Raw genomic sequence first — 21,011 nt, 5'->3', positions numbered from 1 at the left:
TCATACACTATTATGATATTAACAACAATATGATTTAGTGAATCATTCTTTAAGAATTAATTTCAACAGAGGTGATTGCAGTGGAAGGGGGCGACTCCTGCGGGATGCAGCGGGAGCTTGAGATCCACTTGCGTTAGCAAGTTAGCTCAAGCCCCGCCCCGCGGAAAGCGTCCCCCTGAAACGGAAATTACCTCCCCATTATAAAATCCAAAAATAATTAGAAAGGAGGAGGTAAATCATTGCTTTGGATTTGAAATAATAATTAAAATTTTCTAAAATCCCTTGCATTGAGAAAGATTTTCATTTAGGATCATACATGTAGACCATTTAAAGGACTGAACAGATGAAAAAGGATCAGTACTATCTGGATCATTCGCTTGGATATAAGCTTTTTCACAGCTCAAGGCTGATGAACAGCCGGCTGATTCGTAATTTTAAAGTCAACGGCTTCGATTTAACCTATGAGCAATGGCAGATTTTAAGCAGGCTGTATGAAAAAGACGGCCAGACACAAAATGAATTAGCCATCCAAAATGAGCGGGATCAGGCAAGTGTTTCAAGACTCATTGATAATATGCTGAAGCGGAATTTAGTAACAAGGGTGCCGCAGAAAAAAGACCGAAGAGTAAACTACATTTATTTAACCGACGAAGCGAAGCGAATTCGGCAGGAGCTTGAAGATTCAGCTCAAAAAACGATTCGTCAGGCATCTGAAGAGATTTCACCAGAGGATCTTGCGGTAACTTTGCGTACTCTCGATAAAATTCGGAAGAACCTGCAATAATTCTTTTTTGTGACCAATACTTGTTGCGACAAGTATTGGTCGGAGAGAAGAAGAGAAAGCTTCTTTTTTTGCTCCTTATTGAGAATGATTCTCCTTATCATACTCGGCAAACTTTCGGAAAGTTAGGTTTTCGCAATGAAAAAACGGTATTTGGCCAGTGCTCTTTTTCTATTTTCAATAGGGTCCTTATTTATTGGGGTTTCAGCAATTTCTCCCATGGATCTTTTTAGTTTAACTGACGACCAGTTACATATCCTGCTCGCGAGCAGAATCCCGCGTTTAGTCAGTATATTGCTGGCGGGGGCAAGTATTAGTGTTTGCGGACTGATCATGCAGCAGCTGACGAGAAATAAGTTTGTGTCACCAACGACTGCAGGAACCATGGATTCTGCAAGGCTCGGTGTTCTAGTTTCCCTGATGGTCTTTACGTCTGCAAGTCCGCTTCAGAAAATGAGCATCGCATTTTTATTTGCTTTGCTGGGGACTTTTATCTTTATGAAGATCCTCGATCGGATAAAGTTCAAGGATGTCATCTTTGTCCCGCTTGTGGGGCTAATGTTTGGAAATATCATTTCGTCCATTACAACCTTTTTTGCCTACAAGGAAGACCTTATTCAAAACATGTCCTCCTGGATGCAGGGTGATTTTTCCCTTATCATGGCTGGCCGTTATGAACTGATGTATCTCAGCATCCCGGTCATGGTGCTTGCTTACCTTTTCGCCAATAAATTCACCATTGCCGGAATGGGTGAGGATTTCTCAACGAGTCTTGGGTTAAATTACCGGACTGTCGTCAATATCGGTCTTGTCATTGTCGCCTTTGTTGCTTCATCTGTTCTGCTGACGGTCGGAATGATCCCATTTTTAGGATTAATCATTCCAAATATCGTGAGTATTTATCAGGGGGACCATTTGAAAAATAATCTCCCTCATACAGCCCTTCTTGGCGCATTGTTCGTTCTTGTATGCGACATTATTGGGCGGGTTGTCATTTATCCGTATGAATTGCCGATCAGCCTGACGGTTGGTGTGATTGGCAGCGGAATCTTTGCTTATTTACTGATTAGGAGAAAGACACATGAAGCTTAGATGGAAGTTACTCTTACTCGCGGCTGTTTCTTTGTTGCTTGTGGCGGTCTATATGCTGACAAATGCCGGGGGCAACTGGGATTATATTCTTCCTCGCAGAGGCATGAAAATTGTTGCGATGATCGTCACCGGGGGAACAATCGCTGTATCAACCGTCATTTTTCAAACGATTACAAATAACCGGATTTTAACCCCGAGTATTTTAGGACTGGATTCTCTTTATATGCTGCTTCAAACAGCTGCTATTTTCATAGTGGGCTCAGGAAGCGCCATGATGATGAATCGTAATTTAAATTTTTTGGTGACCGTCCTTGCAATGGTTTTATTTTCAGGACTGCTTTATAAGCTTCTCTTTAAAAAAGAAGGCTCAAATATTTATTTTCTGCTTTTATTAGGGTTAATATTTGGCACATTTTTCTCAAGCATTTCAACCTTTTTACAGGTGCTGATTGATCCAAATGAGTTCCAGATGGTTCAGGATCGCATGTTTGCAAGCTTTAATAATATTCATACGGATATTGTGTGGGCCGGTCTTGCTGTTATCGGTCTTGGCGTTATCGTGATGCGGCCGTACTTGAAGTATTTGGACGTTTTGTCGCTTGGAAAGGATCAGGCTATTAACCTCGGGGTGGATTATGACCGGGTAGTAAAGCGGCTGTTTTTGATTATTGCTGTTTTCATATCGGTTGCTACTGCTCTTGTGGGACCGATTACTTTCCTCGGTTTGCTTGTAGCGAATGTCACCTATGAAGTAATGAAAACCTACAAGCACTCGTATTTATTTGCAGCATCTGTTTTTATCAGCATCATTGCACTGGTTGGCGGCCAGTTGCTGGTGGAGCGGGTATTTTCGTTCACCACAACACTCAGTGTCATTATCAATTTCGTCGGCGGTGTGTATTTCCTCTATTTATTATTAAGGGAGCGATCATAGATGGTAGTAGCGAAAAATGTGTTTAAGTTTTTTGGCAAGAAAAAGGTCGTGGAGGATGTATCGATTACCATTCCAAAAGGAAAGATCACTTCTCTGATCGGGCCAAACGGTGCCGGGAAAAGTACATTGCTTTCTATGGTAAGCCGCCTTCTTACTTCTGATGGGGGAGAGATTACCATTGATGAGCTTGATGTGGCGAAATGCCGTGGGAACGATCTGGCAAAAAAGGTGTCTATATTAAAGCAGGCAAATAATGTCACGTTGAAACTGACGGTAAGAGAGCTTGTATCGTTTGGCCGCTTTCCTTATTCACAGGGAAAGCTGACAAAAGAGGACCATACATATGTTGATGAGGCCATTCGGTACATGGAGCTAGAGGAGCTTGAAAATAGTTATTTAAACGAACTGAGCGGCGGGCAAAAGCAGCGTGCGTATCTAGCAATGGTCATTGCTCAGGACACGGAATATATCTTGCTCGATGAACCATTAAATAATCTCGATATGAAGCATGCAGTGCAAATGATGAAGGTGCTCAGAAAACTTGTTGATGAACTGGGGAAGACGGTTGCGATCGTCATTCATGATATTAACTTTGCTTCCTGTTATTCCGATTATATTATCGCGATGAAGGATGGGAAAGTAGCGAAGGAAGGAACGGTTCACGATATGATCCGTCCTTGTGTACTTAAAGAAATTTACGACCTGGATATGAATATTGAAGACGTAAACAATAATAAAATCTGCGTGTATTACGCTTAATTAAAGGTGGAAAACATGATGAAAAAACAAGCATTTTTACTTCCAATCGCAGCTTTAACGCTCACACTTGCAGCATGCGGCTCTGACAATGCAGACAGCGGAGCATCAGCAGAGGAAAAAGAGGAAATGACACTTACACATGAATTAGGGGAAACGACTTTTGATAAGAATCCGGAAAATGTAGTGGTGTTTGACTTTGGAACGCTGGATACACTAGATGCGCTTGATGTCGAGGTTACAGGAATTCCAAAGGGTGGAACGGTGCCAAGCTACCTGTCAGCCTATGAAAGTGATGATTATGAAAATGTAGGAAGCTTAAAAGAGCCGGATTTTGAAGCGATTAATGCAATGGGACCGGATCTGATTATCATTTCCGGAAGACAGGCAGAGATGTATGATGAGTTGTCTGAGATTGCGCCAACCATTTATATGGGTGTAGATACATCAAACTATATGGAATCATTTGAAGAGAATGTCACTACTCTGGGTGAGATCTTCGAGAAGGAAGAAAAAGCGGCTGAGAAGCTTGAAGCCGTCCATACATCGATTGATGAGCTAAATGAAAAAGTGACAGCTGAGGACAGAAATGCACTTATCATTTTGGCGAATGATGGAAAGATTAGTGCATACGGAGCAGGCTCCCGCTTTGGGTTAATCCATGACATATTTGGATTTACGCCTGTTGATGAAAGCATCGATGTCTCAACCCATGGTCAAAGTATTTCTTATGAATATATTGTTGAAAATGATCCTGAATATATCTTTGTGGTGGATAGAGGAGCGGTTGTAGGCGGAGAATCTTCTGCTAAGCAGGTCGTAGAAAATGAGCTTGTTGAAAAAACAAAAGCCTATCAGGATGGCAATATTGTCTACCTGAACCCGGATTTCTGGTATTTGTCCGGCGGCGGTCTTGTGTCGGTTCAGGAAATGGTGAATGAAATCGCCTCAGAGCTTTAAAAATGAAACAGCTGGTCTTGTGACCGGCTGTTTTTTAAGTATTATAGGTTTAAAGAGGAATAAACGAAAATTTTAAGCTGATTTTAATCTATGGTTCATATTCAATTCATATTGGTTCTCTATACTGAATCTATGGAAATTAAAACGAGAATGCGAGGGTGAAGGTATTGGACTTAATGAAACCAGGGAAGACCAGAACCGATTCTTGTAAACCAGTAAAGGCTGAATCATTAAAACAAAAAGATTCTAAACGGCAGAAATCTTATAAACAAATCGTGGAAGAATTAAATAGCAGAGGAATTAATGCTGCACTTTGTAAGAGAATTGTTTATTAGGCTCGCTTTCATTGCTTGCCTGACAAGTAAAGATCACTTGAATAAAGCACCAAATAAATGGCTATTGAAGAGGGCGCCAATAGCCATTTTTCGTCGTCCTATTTTCTCTTTTTAATCCCTATAATAAAAGTCTCAATCATAACGTCTAAGGTATCCTGGAGATCATAAGGAAGTCCAAATCCACGGGCAGCTTCTAACGTCACAAACCCATGAAGCATACTGCGTAGCATCCGAATCAAATGGACGGATCGTTCCTCTTCTAAGCCAAATTGATAGAAGAAATCGCGAACAACCTCAACCACCTTTTCCTGTGCTGCTCTCAATTCAGTGTTCTCATCAGAAGCCGGTCGTGAAGCTGCTTCATACTGACCAGGATGAAGCGTAGCAAATTTTATATAGTCATAGCATAATCGTTTAAGTGCTTCCTCTTTACTAAAATTTACTGACGCATTTTGGAGTTTTTCAGAAAGGCTTCTGCAGCCATGAACAGCAAGAAGATCCTGCAGTTCAGTCAAACCACTCACATGATTGTAGAGGGAGGGCGGTTTTATATTGAGCTCCTTTGCCACAGCCCCTATGGATAATTGAGACAGCCCTTCACGATCGGCAATACCTGCCGTTGCGTCCACGATTTCAGTTAACGTTAAACCTCTTCTTGGACTCATTGTGCTGCAGTCTTTTCTGCTTCATGAATCGCCTTTTGAATTTCAGAGTCTGGGGATGAAATCATTTTACCATGCCCTGCTGCGATGAGTGCAGGCTTTAGGGACGCTATCTTCCTTGCACTTTCTACTGACCGTTCTTTATTCCAGGTAGCCAGAGCCGGTGCCGGGAACATCCATTTAAGTGTGCCCGATACAGCAAATCCGCCGCGAACCTGGAACGCATCGCCTGCAATCAGAGCATTAGTACGAGTATCAAGAAGACTGATGGAGCCTGGAGTGTGCCCTGGTGTTGCTATGACTTTTAATGAACCGATCCTATCACCTTCCTGAAGCTTACGGTCAGGGATTGTTTGAATATTTTTAGGAACACCGCCGCGAATCGGTGTAGTTGGCTCCCCTTCCAATAGACTCTTATCCCCCTGTAAAAGAAGCGTATCTCTTGTTGAAATAGAAACAGTTACATCAGCCAGCCGTTCTTTAAGTGCATCTAAAGAGCCGATATGATCACTATGAGCATGTGTCAGGACAATCTCTGTAATAGGCTTGCCGATCTTCTGTGCTGTTTCGAGAATTTTTTTGTAGCTTCCAGGCAACGCTGCATCAATTAAGGTGAGACTTTCAGACTCTTCTACTAAATAACAATTAACAGGAAAAAGCGTAGGCAAAAAAGCCAACTGATAGAGGTAATCGATCTTTGTTACTTTCATAAAATCCCTCCTTAAAGTTAAAAACTAATCTGATTAGTTTTATAATAACTAATTCGATTAGTTTATGCAACTGCTTTTTCTTAAGGTCCAAAAAAAGGTGAACGAAGCGACGCGTTCACCTAAACCTGATTTAGTTTTCATCTGACTCCGATTTTATAACAGGTTTCATTAGCACAATGACCATTAAGACCAGACCAAATGCAGTAATAAAACTGCCTGTTACTAAAAAATTTGCTATATAGCTGGTTTCAATTAATTCACTGGAGGAAAAATAACTAAGAGTATAGCTCCTTGCTAGAGAAATCCCAAATACTGTGCTGCCAAAAATAAAAATTAGACCGATAATGAAGCTGAAAATAGCAAAGGTTACGATTCGATCAAATTGATCTTTAGACATTTAATTCTCATTCCCTTCACTTGGTTAATTGTTGTTCAATTTAATAAGTAAAATAATAACTTCATTTCCTATTATAGGGTATTTGGTGTGAGGAATAACAGGGCTGGGAAGAAATCCGTATTCAATTAAAGGGTTTTTTCATTTTTAGTTGAAGTCATGTAGATAGGAGTTTTACCCAATACGTAAAAGAGGTGAAGATAAATGAAGATAGCATTAGTTACAGGAGCAAATTCAGGTCTTGGATTGGCAACAGCGGTAGAGCTTGCCAAGCAGGGGATGCATGTCGTAATGCTTTGCCGCAACACGCGTAAAGGGAAAGTGGCTTGGATATCTGCAAAAGAGCAGAGCCGTTCGAACGAAATTACGTTAATGCAGGGCGATTTAGGCTCAATGGAGAGCATTCGGGAATTTGCTGAGGCATTTAAAGAGAAATTTGATCACCTTGATGTGCTTGTCAACAACGCAGGAGTAGCTTCCCTTAAAAAACAGCTGACTGATGATGGCTTTGAATCTCATCTTGGCGTTAATCATCTTGGGCACTTCCTGCTGACGAATCTGCTGTTGGATGAATTAAAAAAATCCGAGGCCGGACGCATTATTGTAATAAGCTCAGGCGCTTATAAATGGGGCAAAATGGACTTTGATGACCCGCATTTTAACCGCGGATATTCTATTGTTAAAGGCTACGGACGATCAAAGCTAGCCAATATTCTATTTACAAAGGCGTTGGCGAAACGTCTTGAGGGAACCAATGTAACGGTAAATGCCGTGCACCCCGGCGCTGTAGCTACTAATATCGGTGTAGACAGAAAAACGGAATTTGGCCGCACCATCACCCGTCTTTTAAGACCACTCTTTCAAACGCCTGAAGAAGGAGCAAAAACGGCCATTTATCTTGCGACAAGCGATGAAGTAGCAGGCGTTTCCGGCCGTTATTTTTATCAGTCAAAAGAAATGGAGCTCACAGGTGAAGCGAATAATGAATGGCTTGCCGAGGAATTATGGGGCTGGAGTGAGGAGCGAGTAGGGCTATGATAATAAAAGGGTCAGAGACCTAGTAATAATTTTAGGAACGTGAGGTGAACGGAGCGGAAGGTGGCGACTCCTGCGGGAGGAAGCGGGAGCTTGAGATCCACTTGCGATAGCAAGTTAGCTCAAGCCCCGCCCCCCGGAAAGCGTCCGCCTGAAGCGCAGTGAACCGGATGATAGTGGTGAGACATACATTTGTCTCAACCACTTTTTTAAATTCAACGAAAGGAACGTGGAAAATGAAAAATCCGATTCTGTTTGATTTTCCTAATGAATTTACCACAGAACAATTGCTTATTCGGTCTCCGAAGCCAGGGGACGGTCAAACAGTTTGGGAGGCAGTTAATGCCTCACGAAATGAGTTAAAGCCATGGCTTGCTTTTGCAGTAAATGAAGAGTCTATTGAGGACACAGAAACCAACATCCGGGACTCATACATAAAATTCATGTCCAGAGAAGATTTGCGGCTGCTTGTTTTTCATAAGGAGACGGGTAAATTCATCGCGTCTTCAGGCCTGCACAGAATAGACTGGGATGTGCCGAAATTTGAAATCGGCTACTGGATTGACAGCCGAATGAGCGGACTTGGGTATATGACAGAAGCGGTAAAGGGTATAACGGATTTTGCCTTTACTACACTCGGTGCCCGCAGAATCGAAATAAGATGCAATTCGTTAAATCTAAAAAGCAGAGTGATTCCTGAGAAGCTGGGCTATCGACTAGAAGGGACTTTAGAAAATCATAGCATCGATCATGAAACCGGGAAGCTGATCGATACCTGTGTTTTTGCCAAAGTGCGAAAGGATTGAGTCATCATGCCGACCATTTATATTATTTCGGGACCAGCAGGAGCAGGAAAATCAACTCTATCAAAAAAGCTTGTGTCCTCCTTGCCGAAAAGTGCCCGAATTGAAGGCGATACCGTGAATCATATGGTTGCCGGCGGGTATCTCCCTCCCTGGAAAAGTCCAGCGCTTCTTGAACTCACGTGGAGAAATATTGCGGATCTTACTGTAAATTTTATTGGGCAGAGGATGGATGTGGTTATAGACTATGTGGCTTTTCCTGATGAGGTGAAACGTTTTAAAAAGCAAGTGGAGAATCGCGTGCAATGCAGAATAAAATATGTGGTGCTGCAGGTGGACCGGGACGAACTGATTAGAAGAGACGAATCCAGACCTGAAGAGTATAGAATGGGTCCCCGCAGCGTGGAGCTTTTAGAGCAATTTAATCGAAGTGGAGTGAAGGATTGCTTTGTACTAAATACAACTACTTTTCATCTGGGAGAGCTGGAGAAGTTAGAAGAAATAATAAGGAGAGAAGAGCGGTTTTTTCTCTAAAGGAAAGCCTTTGTTTCATCTGCGTGGATGAAATAAAGGTTTTTTAATATGGACCGGTGTCTAAAGTCCTGTATTTAGTGAATGTTACTGTCTGCAGAGGTGATGCCTAAAATAAACCTTACTAAAGAAACGTCTACAAGTAAGTGAGTATCACCTGAAAAGCAGAAAAACTTTATTAAAAATTAATAAAAAATAAGTATTCTGAATTAATCCTATTTACCTAAAATTCTGAAATTACCTTGCAGGATATCCTGCATAAAGATACAATTAAATTAAGATTTATGAATTGTTTGGGGTTTGGGGGCTTTGAAATGCAGGAAATGCTGCAAAAACTAAAGGATTCCTATAATCACTTGAGTGCAGGACAAAAGAAGGTGGCCAAGCTATTCTTTGAGGAGCCAAGTGTGATTGCATTCTCGTCTGCACTTGAAGCCGGGCGGCATGTGAATGTCAGTGAATCGACTGTGATCCGCCTTACACAGAAAATTGGTTATAAAGGCTACACCGAGGTTCAGCACATGATCCAGAGAAAGCTTGCGGAGGAGCGATGGCTGAGCGGCCAGCCGGAAAGCAGCCTTAGTGAAGAGCAAACCTTCCTTCATAACCTGCTTGATGCAGATATTAATAATATTTCTGCTCTAAAGAAAACGTTAAAAGAAGAAGCTCTTCATCGCGTCGTCGAGCATATTAGCCGTGCGCGCAAGGTCTATGTCACAAGTAATCTATTCAGCTACGGGCTTGGGCATTTATTTACTCAGTGGCTCAATATGGTTCTTGATAACACAGAGATGCTCATTCAGGGTGACACGCAGTATTATCAGCAGCTTTCAAAGCTTGGGCAGGATGATGTTGTGATTGTATTGGCTTTTCCCCGTTATTCAAAAAACATCATCGAAACAGTTAAAACCGCTAAGCATCTGGGGGCGACCGTTATTTCTGTTTCAGACAAGCAGGATTCCCCGGTAGCAGCCTACTCAACGATTTTGCTGGAAGTGGATGTTAATACTAATTTAAACATCGATTCCTACACAGCAGCTGTGTCCCTCCTTACCTCTATCGTGAGGTTTGTCTCGGTAAAGGAGCACGAAAAGGTAACAAAGAACTTAAAACGGGTCGAAAAAATGTACCAGGAGAAGCAGATCTTTTATGAAGAAGGTCCAAAGCAAGAGTAGCAGGCTTCTTCAGAGGGTTACCAGACTAAAGAAAAGATAAGGGGAGAAATAATATGAAAAAAGCAGCCATTTTTGGAACAGCAGCCTTAACAGCCAGTTTAGTATTAGCCGCATGCGGAAGCGATGGAGAAGATGAAGCGACAGGATCAGAAGGTTCATCGGATAACGCTGGCAGTGAATTTAATTTACTTGAGGATGGCCAGTTTACCTGGGCTTCAAGCGGTCTGTATAAGCCATTTAATTATGAAGAAGGTGGAGAGCTTAAGGGCTTTGATGTAGAGATTGGCTACGCCATTGCAGAAAAGCTTGGTCTTGAGCCAAATCCGATTACTACGCCATGGGAAACCATTTTACAAGGTCTTACAACGAATCGTTTTGACGCGATCATCGGAAGTATGGCGATTACAAATGAACGGGCTGAACAAGTAGATTTCTCTGATCCATATTATTATTCCGGCGGGATCGTTTTTGTAGCAGAAGACAATAATGAGATTTCATCTCCTGAGGATTTAGAAGGAAAGAAAATTGGGGTAGTTGCTCAAAGTACGTATGATGAAGCAGCGCAGGAATATACCGATGCCGGCAATATTCAATATTACAATAGTGATGTTGTAGCACTCAATGATTTGGCTATTCCTGGCCGTCTTGATGCTGTAATTACAGCGGATGTAGTAGGATATGAAGCGATTGCTGCAGGTCTTGAGATTAAAGAGGTAGGCGAGCCTTTATGGATTGAACAGGCTGCCATTGCGGTCAATAAAGACAACCCGGAATTATTAGCAGCCATTAATGAAGCACTTGCAGAAATTGTAGAAGACGGGACTTATGATGAAATTTCAACGAATCTATTTGACCGAAATCTTTTAGATGTTGATATAGAAGGAATTGAAATTTTAGAATAACAAGTCCATTAGTTAGGAAGGTGCAGCTTCATGCCGGAGATATTTGGAACATTATGGGAAGTATTTGCGCGAACTTGGTCTGGTTTTTTAGATGCCACAGTGATTACACTTCAGCTGACAGGTGTAGGTGTAGTCCTCGGCTGTGTGCTGGGTCTGTTTTTTGCCCTTCTAAAGCTTTCAGGCTCAAAGCCATTGCAATTAATTGCTAATTTTTATATAACCATTATTCGCGGAACCCCGCTTATCGTTCAGATTGTATTCTTGTATTTTGGTATCACTGAATTCATTACACTTTCAAACTTCTGGGCAGGTGCCATTGCACTTGGTGTCCATAACGGAGCGTATATTGCAGAAATTTTCCGTGGGGCAATCCAGGGCATCGATAAAGGGCAGTCAGAGGCTAGCAGCTCACTGGGGATGACAAAAGGGCAAAGCATGCGCCGCATTATCTTTCCCCAGGCACTAAAAAGGTCGATTCCTCCTTTAGGAAATCAATTTATCATTGCATTAAAGGATTCATCACTCGTTTACGTAATTGGGGTGGCGGAGTTATTTTCACTTGCGAACAGAGAAGCAGCTCAGTCCTTCCAACCGTTTGAAACGTATCTTGTGGTCGGCTTATACTATCTGGTGCTTGTCATGATCTTTAGCTATCTGTTGAGCCTGTATGAGAGAAAACTGGACGTGGATAAATAATGAGGGGGTCACGGAGTGATTATAGCTAAGAATATACACAAATCATTTGGCGATTTAGAAGTGTTAAAAGGGATCGACCTCCATGTAAAGCCTCAGGAAGTAGTCGTGCTGGTCGGAGTTTCAGGATCCGGCAAAAGTACACTCCTCCGCTGTTTTAATTTTTTGGAAATGATTAATCATGGGGAAATCATTCTTGATGGGAAGCCCGTAAATATAAAAAAAGATAACTTAAATAAAATACGGGCAGAGGTAGGAATGGTATTTCAGCATTTCAATCTTTTTCCTCACAAAACCGTGCTCGAAAACATTATTGAAGCACCGATGATGGTGAAGAAAAAGGAAAAGGGAGCAGCCATTAAGCACGCAAAGCAGCTTCTTGAAAAGGTAGGACTTGCTGAAAAAGCGGATGTCTACCCAAGCAAGCTGTCCGGCGGTCAAAAGCAGCGTGTAGCCATCGCGAGATCCCTTGCGATGGAGCCGAAGGTCATGCTGTTTGATGAACCGACTTCAGCACTTGATCCTGAGCTCGTAAGCGAAGTGCTTGCTGTTATGAAGCAGCTCGCTCAGGAAGGAATGACAATGGTGGTCGTTACCCACGAAATGAGATTTGCAAAGGAAGTAGCGGATCGTATTATTATGCTGGATCAGGGAAGGATCATTGAATCAGCTGATCCAAAAACCTTCTTTGAAAACCCGTCACACGACCGCACAAGACAATTTATTCAGCTTGTAGAATAATAATAATTTTAGAACCGGACTAACGAGGTTGAGACATACATTTGTCTCAGCCTTTTTTCTTGCATCCAAACAGGATTAGTTAAAGAAAATGAAATTTAAATTAAAGAAATCATTAAATCTGTATTGGAGTTCCGAGGTCCACATATTAAGGTAAAGCATAAAATCAAAAAACAAAGCAATCCCTAATAAAATCATTATTACTCCGCCGATTTTCATCAAAGAAGCAGAGTGCTTCACCAGCAGCTTCGTTTTTGTAATAAATAAGGCCATCAGTATAAATGGGATACAAAAACCTAGTGAATACGCTGTAACATTTAGAAAGGTTTGGCTGTGGTCGGGACGATACAAGGTGACCAGCCGGCTGCGAATATCAGTCCGACAACAAACGAGTTTAAATAACTTGTTTTTTTCTTGTTGTGCTTTAACCGGACCTCTTTAAACATAAATCCCGGTTTAAAAACGCCTAAAAGAAAAAATCCCATTGTAACGAGAAAAATCCCGCCAAGCATTCGAATTAAAACCTGATATTGGGTAAAAAACTGTCCAAGGGTACTCATTGAAAAGCCCAATGCATAATAAATTGCTGAAAAGCCTAATGAAAAAAAGACCGAATGCATAAGTACGTCATAGTTAATCTTTGAAGATTGATCATCTCTAAGCTGACTAACGGATACTCCTGTTATGTAGGATAAAAAAGATGGATATAAGGGCAATGAGCACGGTGAGATAAAGGCTAACAAACCACGAAGGGATCTGCGGGAAAAGCCATTATTGGAAAATTATATGCAGGAATGTGAATGAATTATGAAAAGGGAGCTTACAATTAGTGAAGTAAGCATCTAAATCGAGTACCTCCTACCGCTTTAATCCCTCCCCAACTTTTCCCTAAAGTAATGACCGCAACCTAGCGATCCCGTATGATAAACTAAATTCATGAAGAAGCTAACCGAAAAGGTCTCTTTCACATTAACTTCACACATACCCGGTAAAATGGTGATATATGATAAATTCCGGTGACTGGAAACGGGGAATATAGATGAGTGTTCGGAAAATATTAATTGTGGACGATGAAGCGGCGATGAGAAAGCTGATCCGATCATTCTTAGTACAGGAGGGATACGCGGTGCTTGAAGCGGCGAATGGACTTGATGCCTTAAAAGCAGCAGCCTCAGATCAGCCGGATATCATGATCGTAGACGTCATGATGCCGTATATGGATGGCTTCACATTTACTGAAGAACTGAGAAAGACTTCAAATACACCGGTAATCTTTTTATCCGCAAAAGGTGAAGAGTGGGATAAGGTTAAGGGGTTAAGGCTTGGAGCGGATGATTATTTGGTCAAGCCTTTTCACTCAGGCGAGCTGCTTGCAAGAATTGAATCCGTGCTGCGGAGAACAGATCCGAATTTTCGAAAAGAAGAGCTGTTAAAAGCTGGACCCGTTTCACTTGATCAGACGAGCCACCGGGCGTTCATCGATGAACAGGAGCTTTCTTTAACCGTAAAGGAATTTAAGCTTTTATCGCTGCTAATGACGAACAAAAACAGTGTTGTAACGAGAGAATATTTAATGGAAACAGTATGGGGCCATGATTACAGCGGAACGGAACGAACCGTGGATACACATGTTAAAACGCTTCGCATGAAGATGAAGCAGCATGGCGAGCTCATAAAAACAGTCTGGGGATTAGGCTATAAACTCGAGGTGTGATGGTTGAAAAAGGTGAAGTTAAATTTTAGCCGTAAAATTGTGCTGCTGCTTGTGGGAAGTGTTGCGTTTTCGCTGATTTTCTCATTCGTTTTTCTGCATTTTTTATATAAGGATCTATACATTAATACGATACGTGAATCAGTGGAGTATCAGGGACAGCGAACAGCGGCGCATTACCATTACGGAGAGCTGACTGAAGATATTATCGAAAAAATTCACTGGTACAATGTGGTTTCTGAGTACGATGTGCTTGTTGTGGATGAATTAGAGGAGCTTAATGATTCATTTCCTTATTTGATTGGGGACGAGCCTCTTGTCGCTCCCGGAGATGAAGAAACGCTTTTAAGCGGAGAGTCGATCCTGAAGGAAGGCTATGTGGAGAATTTCAAGAGAGAAGTGATCGGTGCAATTTACCCGATTACCGATGGAAATAATGTCCTTGGATTCATCTATATTTATGTTCCGCTTGCCGGCTTGTCTCAGGTTTTTGGAAACAGCATTCCGATTTTACTCGTTATTGGCGTCCTATTCTTTGCAGGGTTTGTGTATGTGATTAATCGAATAAAAAAATCTTTATTTAAGCCGCTGGTGTCTATTCAGGAGCTGTCAAAGGAAGTATCAAAAGGAAACTACCAGAGCCGGCTTGAGATCGAACAGATCGATGAGATTGGGCAAATGAGTGCAGCGTTTAATGAAATGAGCGAGGCGCTTGAGCATCAGGAGGAAAGAAAAAAAGAATTTCTTTCAAGTGTTGTTCATGAGCTTAGAACCCCTCTTACCTATATAAACGGCTACACCGAGGTGTTGAAAAATGGTATGTACGAATCACCAGAGGAACAAAGACGTTACCTTGAAACAATTGAGCAGGAAATTGGAAGGCTTTCGAAGCTCCTTTCAGATCTGGTAGAGCTTAACGTACTTGAAGAAAAAGTCTATCAGCTGGAGCTTGAGCCGATTGCGCTTGGCCAGCTTTTATACGACACAGCTGATTTATTTCATATCTTGGCTTCTCAAAAAAATATTTCGTTTAACTATACAGTGGATGATGAACTGATTGTTGAAAATGATGCGAAGCGTATCCAGCAAATTTTTTATAATTTAATTGATAACGCCGTAAAATATGCTCCTCCTGACAGCGTTATTTCTCTTCACCTTCAAACAGATATAGAGAATGTCCGTTTCAGTGTGGTTAATGAGAGTGATACAATTTCAGAGGAGGATTTATCCCGTTTAGGCGAGCGTTTTTTCCGGACGGATAAAGCCAGGAATCGGGGAACCGGTGGAACCGGACTCGGCTTATCAATTGTGAAGGAAATCGTCCAGCTTCAGGGCGGTAACTTTTCGGTTTCCCGTAATGACAACGGACAAATTATTGCCAGTGCTGAGTTTCCAATACAGGCTGGCAGCGGGGAGAAAAAAGATGAATAAAAAATTGGCAGGAATTCTATTATTCGTCAGCTGTATTCTTTTAGCATCCTGCTCACCCTTTCAGCCGGAAGGACCAAAGGTTAGTGGATTTACCTTTACCAATCAGCATGAAGAAGCGTTTGGTCTTGAGCAGTTGGAGGGGAAGGTGTGGATTGCCGATTTCATCTTTACAAATTGTGAGACGGTATGTCCGCCTATGACGTCAACGATGAAGCAGGTTCAGGATGAGCTTCGTGAGCAGAATCTGGATGCAGAAATCGTCTCATTTAGTGTGGACCCAACCGTTGATACACCGGAAATATTAAAGGAATATCTTGCGCGCTTTACAGACGACGATTCAAATTGGCAGCTGCTTAGCGGCTACTCGCAGAAGGAAATCGAGCGGTTTGCTCTCGATGAGTTTCAGACCCTCGTCAACAAGCCGAATGAAGCCGACCAGGTAATTCACGGCGTTAATTTCTATGTGGTCAATCCCGATGGAATCCTTGTCAACGAGTTTAGTTTTACGGATCCTGAAGTAATTGAAAAAATCGTAGATGAAGTGAAAAGGTATCAGTAATTGGTTGTACAAGAAATAAAGTCAATTCATAACTGATCAAATACTTAAGGAACCGTGTTCAAGAGGTTGAGACATTCGTCCAGCCTCTATTTTTTGTCCAATTTAGTAAGAACCTTATTCTTGTCCACTATAAATCATAAAAAAATTCAAGTTTCTTCATAATTACCTCACATTTATTTTGTATGGTGGTTAAGGAAAAGTAATTAACAGCATAAATGAATAATAACCTTATAGAACGTACACGATGAGAAAATAAAGCGCTTAGGCAATTGGACGGGAGAAATCACGATGAGGAAAGAAAAAGAAAAAAAACAGACAACAAGCCCTAAAAATAATCGTGCAGCATGGTATCAGGCAGTATGGCGCTGGCATTTTTATGCCGGGTTGTTTGCATCGCCTTTTCTGCTCATTCTTGCTTTTAGTGGAGGTGTTTATTTATTTAAGCCTCAAATTGAAGGCTGGCTTTATCAGGATCAATACCGGGTTAGTGAAATGGGAAGCCAGGCATTGCCAGCTTCAGTCATGCTTGGATCAGTAAAGGAATCTTATCCTGAAGCCAGCGTTACAGCCTATAAGGTGTATGAAGAAAACACAAGAACGGTTGAAGTCGGGATTATGGATAAAGGGGTGGCAAAATCCGTTTATTTAAATCCTTATACGGCAAATGTGCAAGGGGAACTGATTACGAGTGAGAAGTTTACTGAAATTTTTAAAAAGCTTCATAGTGAGCTGATCGTTGGAGGAACCTTTGCGAATCGTTTAGTAGAGCTTGCCGCCTGCTGGACCATTATTTTATTAATTACAGGGCTCTACATGTGGTGGCCTAGAAATATAAAGTCGGTATGGGGAACGGTTTTACCGCGTTTAAATGCCAGAGGACGTATGTTCTGGCGGGATCTTCACGCGGTGCCGGCATTTTGGTTCTCGATTATGATTGTCGTCCTGATTGCCACAGGTCTTCCCTGGTCGGGAGTTATGGGTGAGCAGATTAATCGTTTAGCTGTTTCAACAAACAGCGGCTATCCTGCATTTGCTCATTCCTTTGGAGAAAAACCGCTGTCTGCTGTACGTGCAGAAGACGTAGCGGAGGATGTACCATGGGCCTCTCAAAATAATGAGGTTCCAGCATCGGTTGCAGGTGGATACCAGACGATTTCAATTGATGATGTTACAATGGTAGCATCAATGGAGAAAGTGGCGAAGCCTTATACGATTTCGATGCCGATGGGAGAAGACGGTGTTTATACGATCGCAGCTTCTCATAATGCACCTTGGGATAATGCCACGCTGCATCTTGATCAATATACAGGCGGCGTGTTATCAGATGTCCGGTTTTCTGATTACGGAATGCTCGCAAAAGGGATTACGGCAGGCATTGCCCTGCATGAAGGCCGTCTGTTTGGCTGGTTTAATCAGTTTCTTGGCTTAATTACCTGTCTTGCGATTATCGGAATAGTGATCAGTTCATTTATTATGTGGAGAAAAAGAAAGCCGGAGGGACTGGGCAGCCCGAAAAAACCGGTTAGCAAAAAAGTGACAAGAACCCTCTTTATTGGAATGATTATAGGTGGAATCATCATGCCGCTTGTCGGCCTCTCGATTATTTTAGTCGTCATTTTTGACTGGCTGATTGTAAAAAGAGTCCCCACATTACAGCGATGGTTTCACGGGAAAACAACGTAGAATAGGAAGTGTAAATAATGAAAAAATGGATGATCAGTCTGGCTGCGTTAATGGCTTTTTTGCTAACAGCCTGTAACGGAGAGACTGAAACGCAGCAAACTGAAGCACCCGCACTGGTGGAGGCAGAAATCATTATACCTGAAAACGCAGCTTCTCAGGAAGAGGTTCCACTGCAGGTACGGCTGACACAAGCAGGCGATCCAGTGGATGACGCACATGAGGTAATGTTTGAGCTATGGAATGACGTTGAAGGCAGCGAGAGCGAGCGCTATGAGGCAGAGCATGTTGGAGATGGTGTATATGAGGTCAATCATACATTCGAAGAGGATAGCGTCTATACAATCCAAACCCATGTCACAGCCCGTGATATGCATATAATGCCTAAAAAACAATTCGTAGTAGGCGAGGTAACGGAAGAGCAGATTAATACAGCCGAAGAAAATGCCGGCAATCAGGAAAGCAGTCATATGGACGGCGACCATGAAGGGCATGGAGAAGACGAAGGTCACGAGCATTAATCATATTATATAGAAGAAAACCTGCAATCTTTTTACGGATTGCAGGTTTTTTGCGTTTATGGAGACGATTGGAGCGAAAGGGGGCGACTCTGGGGGATTCAAGCGGGAAAGCTTCCTCTGAAGTGGAAATAAATATGCAGCATGTAAACCGCTGTACTCTTATTGACTTATTCGTGCTTTAGAGAGGAGGTTAAAGGGTAGATTTCTATTATTGGGCGTGCTGATTTCAGCAGGGCTGGGTCATTATAATTCTGTTTCAATCTAATTACAATAGACGCAGCGATAGGAAAATATGTTAGGGTGGTTTCTATATTGTTCCTATATCCCCAATCATTTTCAAAGCAAAGGACGTGGAAGACATCATGAAAAAAATCACATGGCTGCTGGCAGCGGCCTTACTTCTTCTGCTTCTAGGAGCATGTTCAGACCAGACTTCAGAAGAAGCTGAAGAAGCTCCTCAACAAGAAGAAGAAACGCAGCCTGAAAAAGAAGAGGCACCAGAGAAATCTGATCCCGAGGTACCTTACCAGGCATTAGAGCCCTCAGCGGATGCTGTTCCGTTAGAGGAACGCTTAAGTGAGGAAGACCTAAATAACATGCCTGATCAGCAGATGGCGCTTGGCGGCGACTCCACCCGTTCTATCCCTGTCGGCCAAACACTGGCAGAAGGCATGGAGGATCAGACGAACGGACCATTGAAGGATCACCGTCTTGTAGCTTTTTATGGCACCCCTCAATCTGAAAACATGGGAATTCTCGGGACATTGGAACCTGAGGAGTTTATGGCGCAGCTGAAGGAACAGGCGCAGGCTTACTCAGATGCTGATCCTGAACGTCCGGCGATTCCAACGATTGAACTGATCACAACAATGGCACACCGTGAACCAGGTCCAGATGGAACATTCGTAAGCCAGCTGCCTGATGAAAAAATCGAGGAGTATATAAATCTTGCAGAGAAGCACGATGCACTAGTGCTGCTTGATATCCAGCTTGGAACCGATACTGTGATGAACCAGGTGAAGAGCCTTGAAAAATGGCTTAAGCACCCAAATGTAAACCTGGCGATTGACACCGAATTCCAGGTTGATGAAGGCGAAGTGCCAGGAGAAGATCTTGGCCAGGTAGATGGTCAGGAGGTTCAGGAAGCTGTTGAATACTTATCTCAGCTGACTGAGGAAAACAATCTTCCAGATAAGTTCTTACTCGTTCACCAGTTCACAGAAGATGTGCTGACAAATAAAGATTCCATCCAGCCGACCGACAACGTTCAAGTCGCGCTTAACTTTGACGGCTGGGGAGATGCTACCGATAAGATGGCATTGTATAAAAAATATGTACGCGATAAGCCAGCCCAGTATGGCGGCTTTAAAATTTTCTATGATAAAGATCAGCCTGTCATAACGCCCGAGGAAGTAATAAACCTCGAACCAAGCCCGGCAGTTGTAAATTATCAATAAAAAAAACCCTGTTCCTTCTTAAGGGACAGGCTTTTTATGTTCTGATAAACAGGACATTTAATAATTCTTTAACGGTTCTCAATACAACCCTGATAAAGCCTCCATACTTCTTCCTGCTGCTGAAGCACCTGGCCTCGCTGTTTCTTCAGGTTTCCGATCGCCCGGGTTACCTTCGATTTGGTCTTCAACGCTGCCGATTGAATTATTAATCCGGCTGTGAATCGTCCACTCTGAGAAAATATCGTCCAAAAAGTAGTCGGCAAAGGTAATAAATGAACCTCTTTCCACATCCATGGATGCAGCCGTTTCTTCTTTTACATCTCTTAACTCCGTTTCAAATCTGCGCAGATTCAGCTGAGCATTATGAAGGGCGTCTTCTGAGCGGTCAAGCTCGCTATGCTTCAATGCTGTTGCGATCATACCGCCGCCAAGAAATGTATCCCATGTCGACATGCTTTTTGCTGACTTTAATTTTTCAAGTGCTGTTCCAAGTGAAGCATCTGCAGACTGGCCTGCATAGATGGCTTCATCTATTTCAACGACTATGGCATTAAGATCTGCATAATGATTCAGATGAAGATCAATCTGGTTTGCTGTTTCGTTGTCGTTCTGTTTAATCCAACGCTCTTTTTCTTTCAAAAATTCTTCCCAGTCACTCTCAGCAGCTTTGTAAGCAGACAGTCTATCTTCAAGTCCCTTGGCGTCCTCCTGCAGATCTCTTAGCATATGCTCATGTTCATTCAGCTTTAACTCAGCCTTTGCTGCTTCATCAAATTCTTTTTCCCGCAGCTCCTCATACGTGCCATTCCACTTTCTTACTACATTTACTAACGAAAAGCGGTCCATTTTATGAAGATCCAGCTGCTCCTTCGTCAAGTTCTGCTCAAGCTCCCGCTTCCTTTGTTCGTGCTCGGTCAGCTGTGAGCGAATGCTCATCAGCTTATTCTCTAATTTCCTTTTTTCATCAAGCCTCTTTCTAAGATCAAGCTGCTTTTTCTCAAGTATCTTTTCCACATGAACCCCTCCGGAAATTGATTTAATAAAAGATACGATACAACTGGTAAAAAGTTCCGCGGGTTTTCAAGTAAGTTTTAGAAAAAAGATTACGAGTGTTGTTGGCGTCATCAAAAGTGATTTATTTCTTATTCACT

General features: G+C 42.3%; 23 protein-coding genes. 18 read left to right on the top strand and 5 right to left on the bottom strand.

Annotated features, from left to right (window positions below; translation table 11 throughout):
- The first annotated feature begins 343 nt into the window (after nt 1-343).
- The 5 genes from C4B60_RS08945 to C4B60_RS08925 all read left to right on the top strand — a co-directional run bounded on the left by C4B60_RS08945 (nt 344) and on the right by C4B60_RS08925 (nt 4,523).
- The gene (locus C4B60_RS08945; protein WP_104057653.1) at nt 344-784 is read left to right on the top strand and encodes a MarR family winged helix-turn-helix transcriptional regulator; all 441 of its coding nucleotides are present in this window, start codon (nt 344-346) and stop codon (nt 782-784) included.
- A gap of 135 nt (nt 785-919) precedes the next feature.
- On the top strand, nt 920-1,873 hold the full coding sequence (locus C4B60_RS08940; RefSeq protein ID WP_104057652.1) for an ABC transporter permease: 954 nt from the start codon (nt 920-922) through the stop codon (nt 1,871-1,873).
- On the top strand, nt 1,863-2,807 hold the full coding sequence (locus tag C4B60_RS08935) for an iron chelate uptake ABC transporter family permease subunit (protein ID WP_104057651.1): 945 nt from the start codon (nt 1,863-1,865) through the stop codon (nt 2,805-2,807). Before C4B60_RS08940 ends, C4B60_RS08935 begins: the two co-directional genes overlap by 11 nt.
- Nucleotides 2,808-3,566, top strand: a complete 759-nt coding sequence (locus C4B60_RS08930; RefSeq protein ID WP_104057650.1) for an iron ABC transporter ATP-binding protein — start codon at nt 2,808-2,810, stop codon at nt 3,564-3,566. It begins immediately after the preceding gene.
- Nucleotides 3,567-3,584: 18 nt separating this feature from the next.
- Complete coding sequence (locus C4B60_RS08925; RefSeq protein WP_104057649.1) at nt 3,585-4,523, top strand: siderophore ABC transporter substrate-binding protein; 939 nt, start codon at nt 3,585-3,587, stop codon at nt 4,521-4,523.
- 433 nt (nt 4,524-4,956) lie between these two features.
- On the opposite strand, the gene C4B60_RS08920 is transcribed toward C4B60_RS08925, so the two are convergent.
- From C4B60_RS08920 to C4B60_RS08910, 3 genes are all read right to left on the bottom strand, one after another.
- Nucleotides 4,957-5,523, bottom strand: a complete 567-nt coding sequence (locus C4B60_RS08920) for a TetR/AcrR family transcriptional regulator (protein WP_104057648.1) — start codon at nt 5,521-5,523, stop codon at nt 4,957-4,959.
- Nucleotides 5,520-6,230 (bottom strand): MBL fold metallo-hydrolase, encoded by a 711-nt coding sequence (locus tag C4B60_RS08915; protein ID WP_104057647.1) that lies wholly within the window; start codon nt 6,228-6,230, stop codon nt 5,520-5,522. Before C4B60_RS08915 ends, C4B60_RS08920 begins: the two co-directional genes overlap by 4 nt.
- Nucleotides 6,231-6,360: 130 nt before the next feature.
- The gene (locus C4B60_RS08910; protein ID WP_104057646.1) at nt 6,361-6,627 is read right to left on the bottom strand and encodes a hypothetical protein; all 267 of its coding nucleotides are present in this window, start codon (nt 6,625-6,627) and stop codon (nt 6,361-6,363) included.
- 201 nt (nt 6,628-6,828) lie between these two features.
- Between C4B60_RS08910 and C4B60_RS08905 the strand changes: the two genes are divergently transcribed.
- The 7 genes from C4B60_RS08905 (at nt 6,829) to C4B60_RS08875 (ending at nt 12,504) form a co-directional block, all read left to right on the top strand.
- Entirely contained in the window at nt 6,829-7,662 is an 834-nt protein-coding gene (locus C4B60_RS08905; RefSeq protein WP_104057645.1) for an SDR family oxidoreductase, read from the top strand.
- A 233-nt stretch (nt 7,663-7,895) separates the two neighbouring features.
- Nucleotides 7,896-8,465, top strand: coding sequence for a GNAT family N-acetyltransferase (locus tag C4B60_RS08900; protein WP_104057903.1), 570 nt, complete (start codon nt 7,896-7,898; stop codon nt 8,463-8,465).
- 6 nt (nt 8,466-8,471) lie between these two features.
- Nucleotides 8,472-8,996 carry a P-loop nucleotide/nucleoside kinase family protein gene (locus tag C4B60_RS08895; protein WP_104057644.1) on the top strand — a complete coding sequence of 175 codons (525 nt, stop codon included), beginning with the start codon at nt 8,472-8,474 and terminating at the stop codon, nt 8,994-8,996.
- A gap of 311 nt (nt 8,997-9,307) precedes the next feature.
- Entirely contained in the window at nt 9,308-10,168 is an 861-nt protein-coding gene (locus tag C4B60_RS08890; RefSeq protein ID WP_104057643.1) for a MurR/RpiR family transcriptional regulator, read from the top strand.
- 53 nt (nt 10,169-10,221) lie between these two features.
- Nucleotides 10,222-11,070, top strand: a complete 849-nt coding sequence (locus tag C4B60_RS08885) for a transporter substrate-binding domain-containing protein (protein ID WP_104057642.1) — start codon at nt 10,222-10,224, stop codon at nt 11,068-11,070.
- Between the two features lie 30 nt (nt 11,071-11,100).
- The gene (locus tag C4B60_RS08880) at nt 11,101-11,766 is read left to right on the top strand and encodes an amino acid ABC transporter permease (protein WP_104057641.1); all 666 of its coding nucleotides are present in this window, start codon (nt 11,101-11,103) and stop codon (nt 11,764-11,766) included.
- A gap of 15 nt (nt 11,767-11,781) precedes the next feature.
- Nucleotides 11,782-12,504 carry an amino acid ABC transporter ATP-binding protein gene (locus C4B60_RS08875; protein WP_104057640.1) on the top strand — a complete coding sequence of 241 codons (723 nt, stop codon included), beginning with the start codon at nt 11,782-11,784 and terminating at the stop codon, nt 12,502-12,504.
- Between the two features lie 314 nt (nt 12,505-12,818).
- On the opposite strand, the gene C4B60_RS22020 is transcribed toward C4B60_RS08875, so the two are convergent.
- Entirely contained in the window at nt 12,819-13,217 is a 399-nt protein-coding gene (locus C4B60_RS22020; protein ID WP_483413970.1) for a cytochrome c biogenesis CcdA family protein, read from the bottom strand.
- A gap of 323 nt (nt 13,218-13,540) precedes the next feature.
- Here C4B60_RS22020 and C4B60_RS08865 point away from each other — a divergent pair, with 323 nt between their 5' ends.
- The 6 genes from C4B60_RS08865 (at nt 13,541) to C4B60_RS08840 (ending at nt 19,860) form a co-directional block, all read left to right on the top strand.
- On the top strand, nt 13,541-14,215 hold the full coding sequence (locus C4B60_RS08865; protein WP_104057639.1) for a response regulator transcription factor: 675 nt from the start codon (nt 13,541-13,543) through the stop codon (nt 14,213-14,215).
- A gap of 39 nt (nt 14,216-14,254) precedes the next feature.
- Nucleotides 14,255-15,643: a sensor histidine kinase gene (locus C4B60_RS08860; RefSeq protein ID WP_245153916.1), complete on the top strand. Its 1,389-nt coding sequence runs from the start codon at nt 14,255-14,257 to the stop codon at nt 15,641-15,643.
- A complete protein-coding gene (locus C4B60_RS08855) occupies nt 15,636-16,202 on the top strand; it encodes an SCO family protein (RefSeq protein WP_104057637.1) in 567 nt (188 codons plus the stop codon). Before C4B60_RS08860 ends, C4B60_RS08855 begins: the two co-directional genes overlap by 8 nt.
- Before the next feature lie 288 nt (nt 16,203-16,490).
- On the top strand, nt 16,491-17,885 hold the full coding sequence (locus tag C4B60_RS08850) for a PepSY-associated TM helix domain-containing protein (protein ID WP_104057636.1): 1,395 nt from the start codon (nt 16,491-16,493) through the stop codon (nt 17,883-17,885).
- A gap of 17 nt (nt 17,886-17,902) precedes the next feature.
- Nucleotides 17,903-18,403 carry a FixH family protein gene (locus C4B60_RS08845; protein ID WP_104057635.1) on the top strand — a complete coding sequence of 167 codons (501 nt, stop codon included), beginning with the start codon at nt 17,903-17,905 and terminating at the stop codon, nt 18,401-18,403.
- A gap of 362 nt (nt 18,404-18,765) precedes the next feature.
- Entirely contained in the window at nt 18,766-19,860 is a 1,095-nt protein-coding gene (locus C4B60_RS08840; RefSeq protein WP_104057634.1) for a hypothetical protein, read from the top strand.
- Nucleotides 19,861-19,938: 78 nt separating this feature from the next.
- Here C4B60_RS08840 and C4B60_RS08835 read toward each other — a convergent pair whose 3' ends face one another.
- A complete protein-coding gene (locus C4B60_RS08835) occupies nt 19,939-20,874 on the bottom strand; it encodes a coiled-coil domain-containing protein (RefSeq protein ID WP_104057633.1) in 936 nt (311 codons plus the stop codon).
- Between the last annotated feature and the right edge of the window lie 137 nt (nt 20,875-21,011).

The organism is Jeotgalibacillus proteolyticus (assembly GCF_002926065.1).
Lineage (GTDB): Bacteria > Bacillota > Bacilli > Bacillales > Jeotgalibacillaceae > Jeotgalibacillus > Jeotgalibacillus proteolyticus.
Note: the sequence above shows the minus strand (reverse complement) of the source record. Positions and strands in the feature narration are given on the sequence as shown.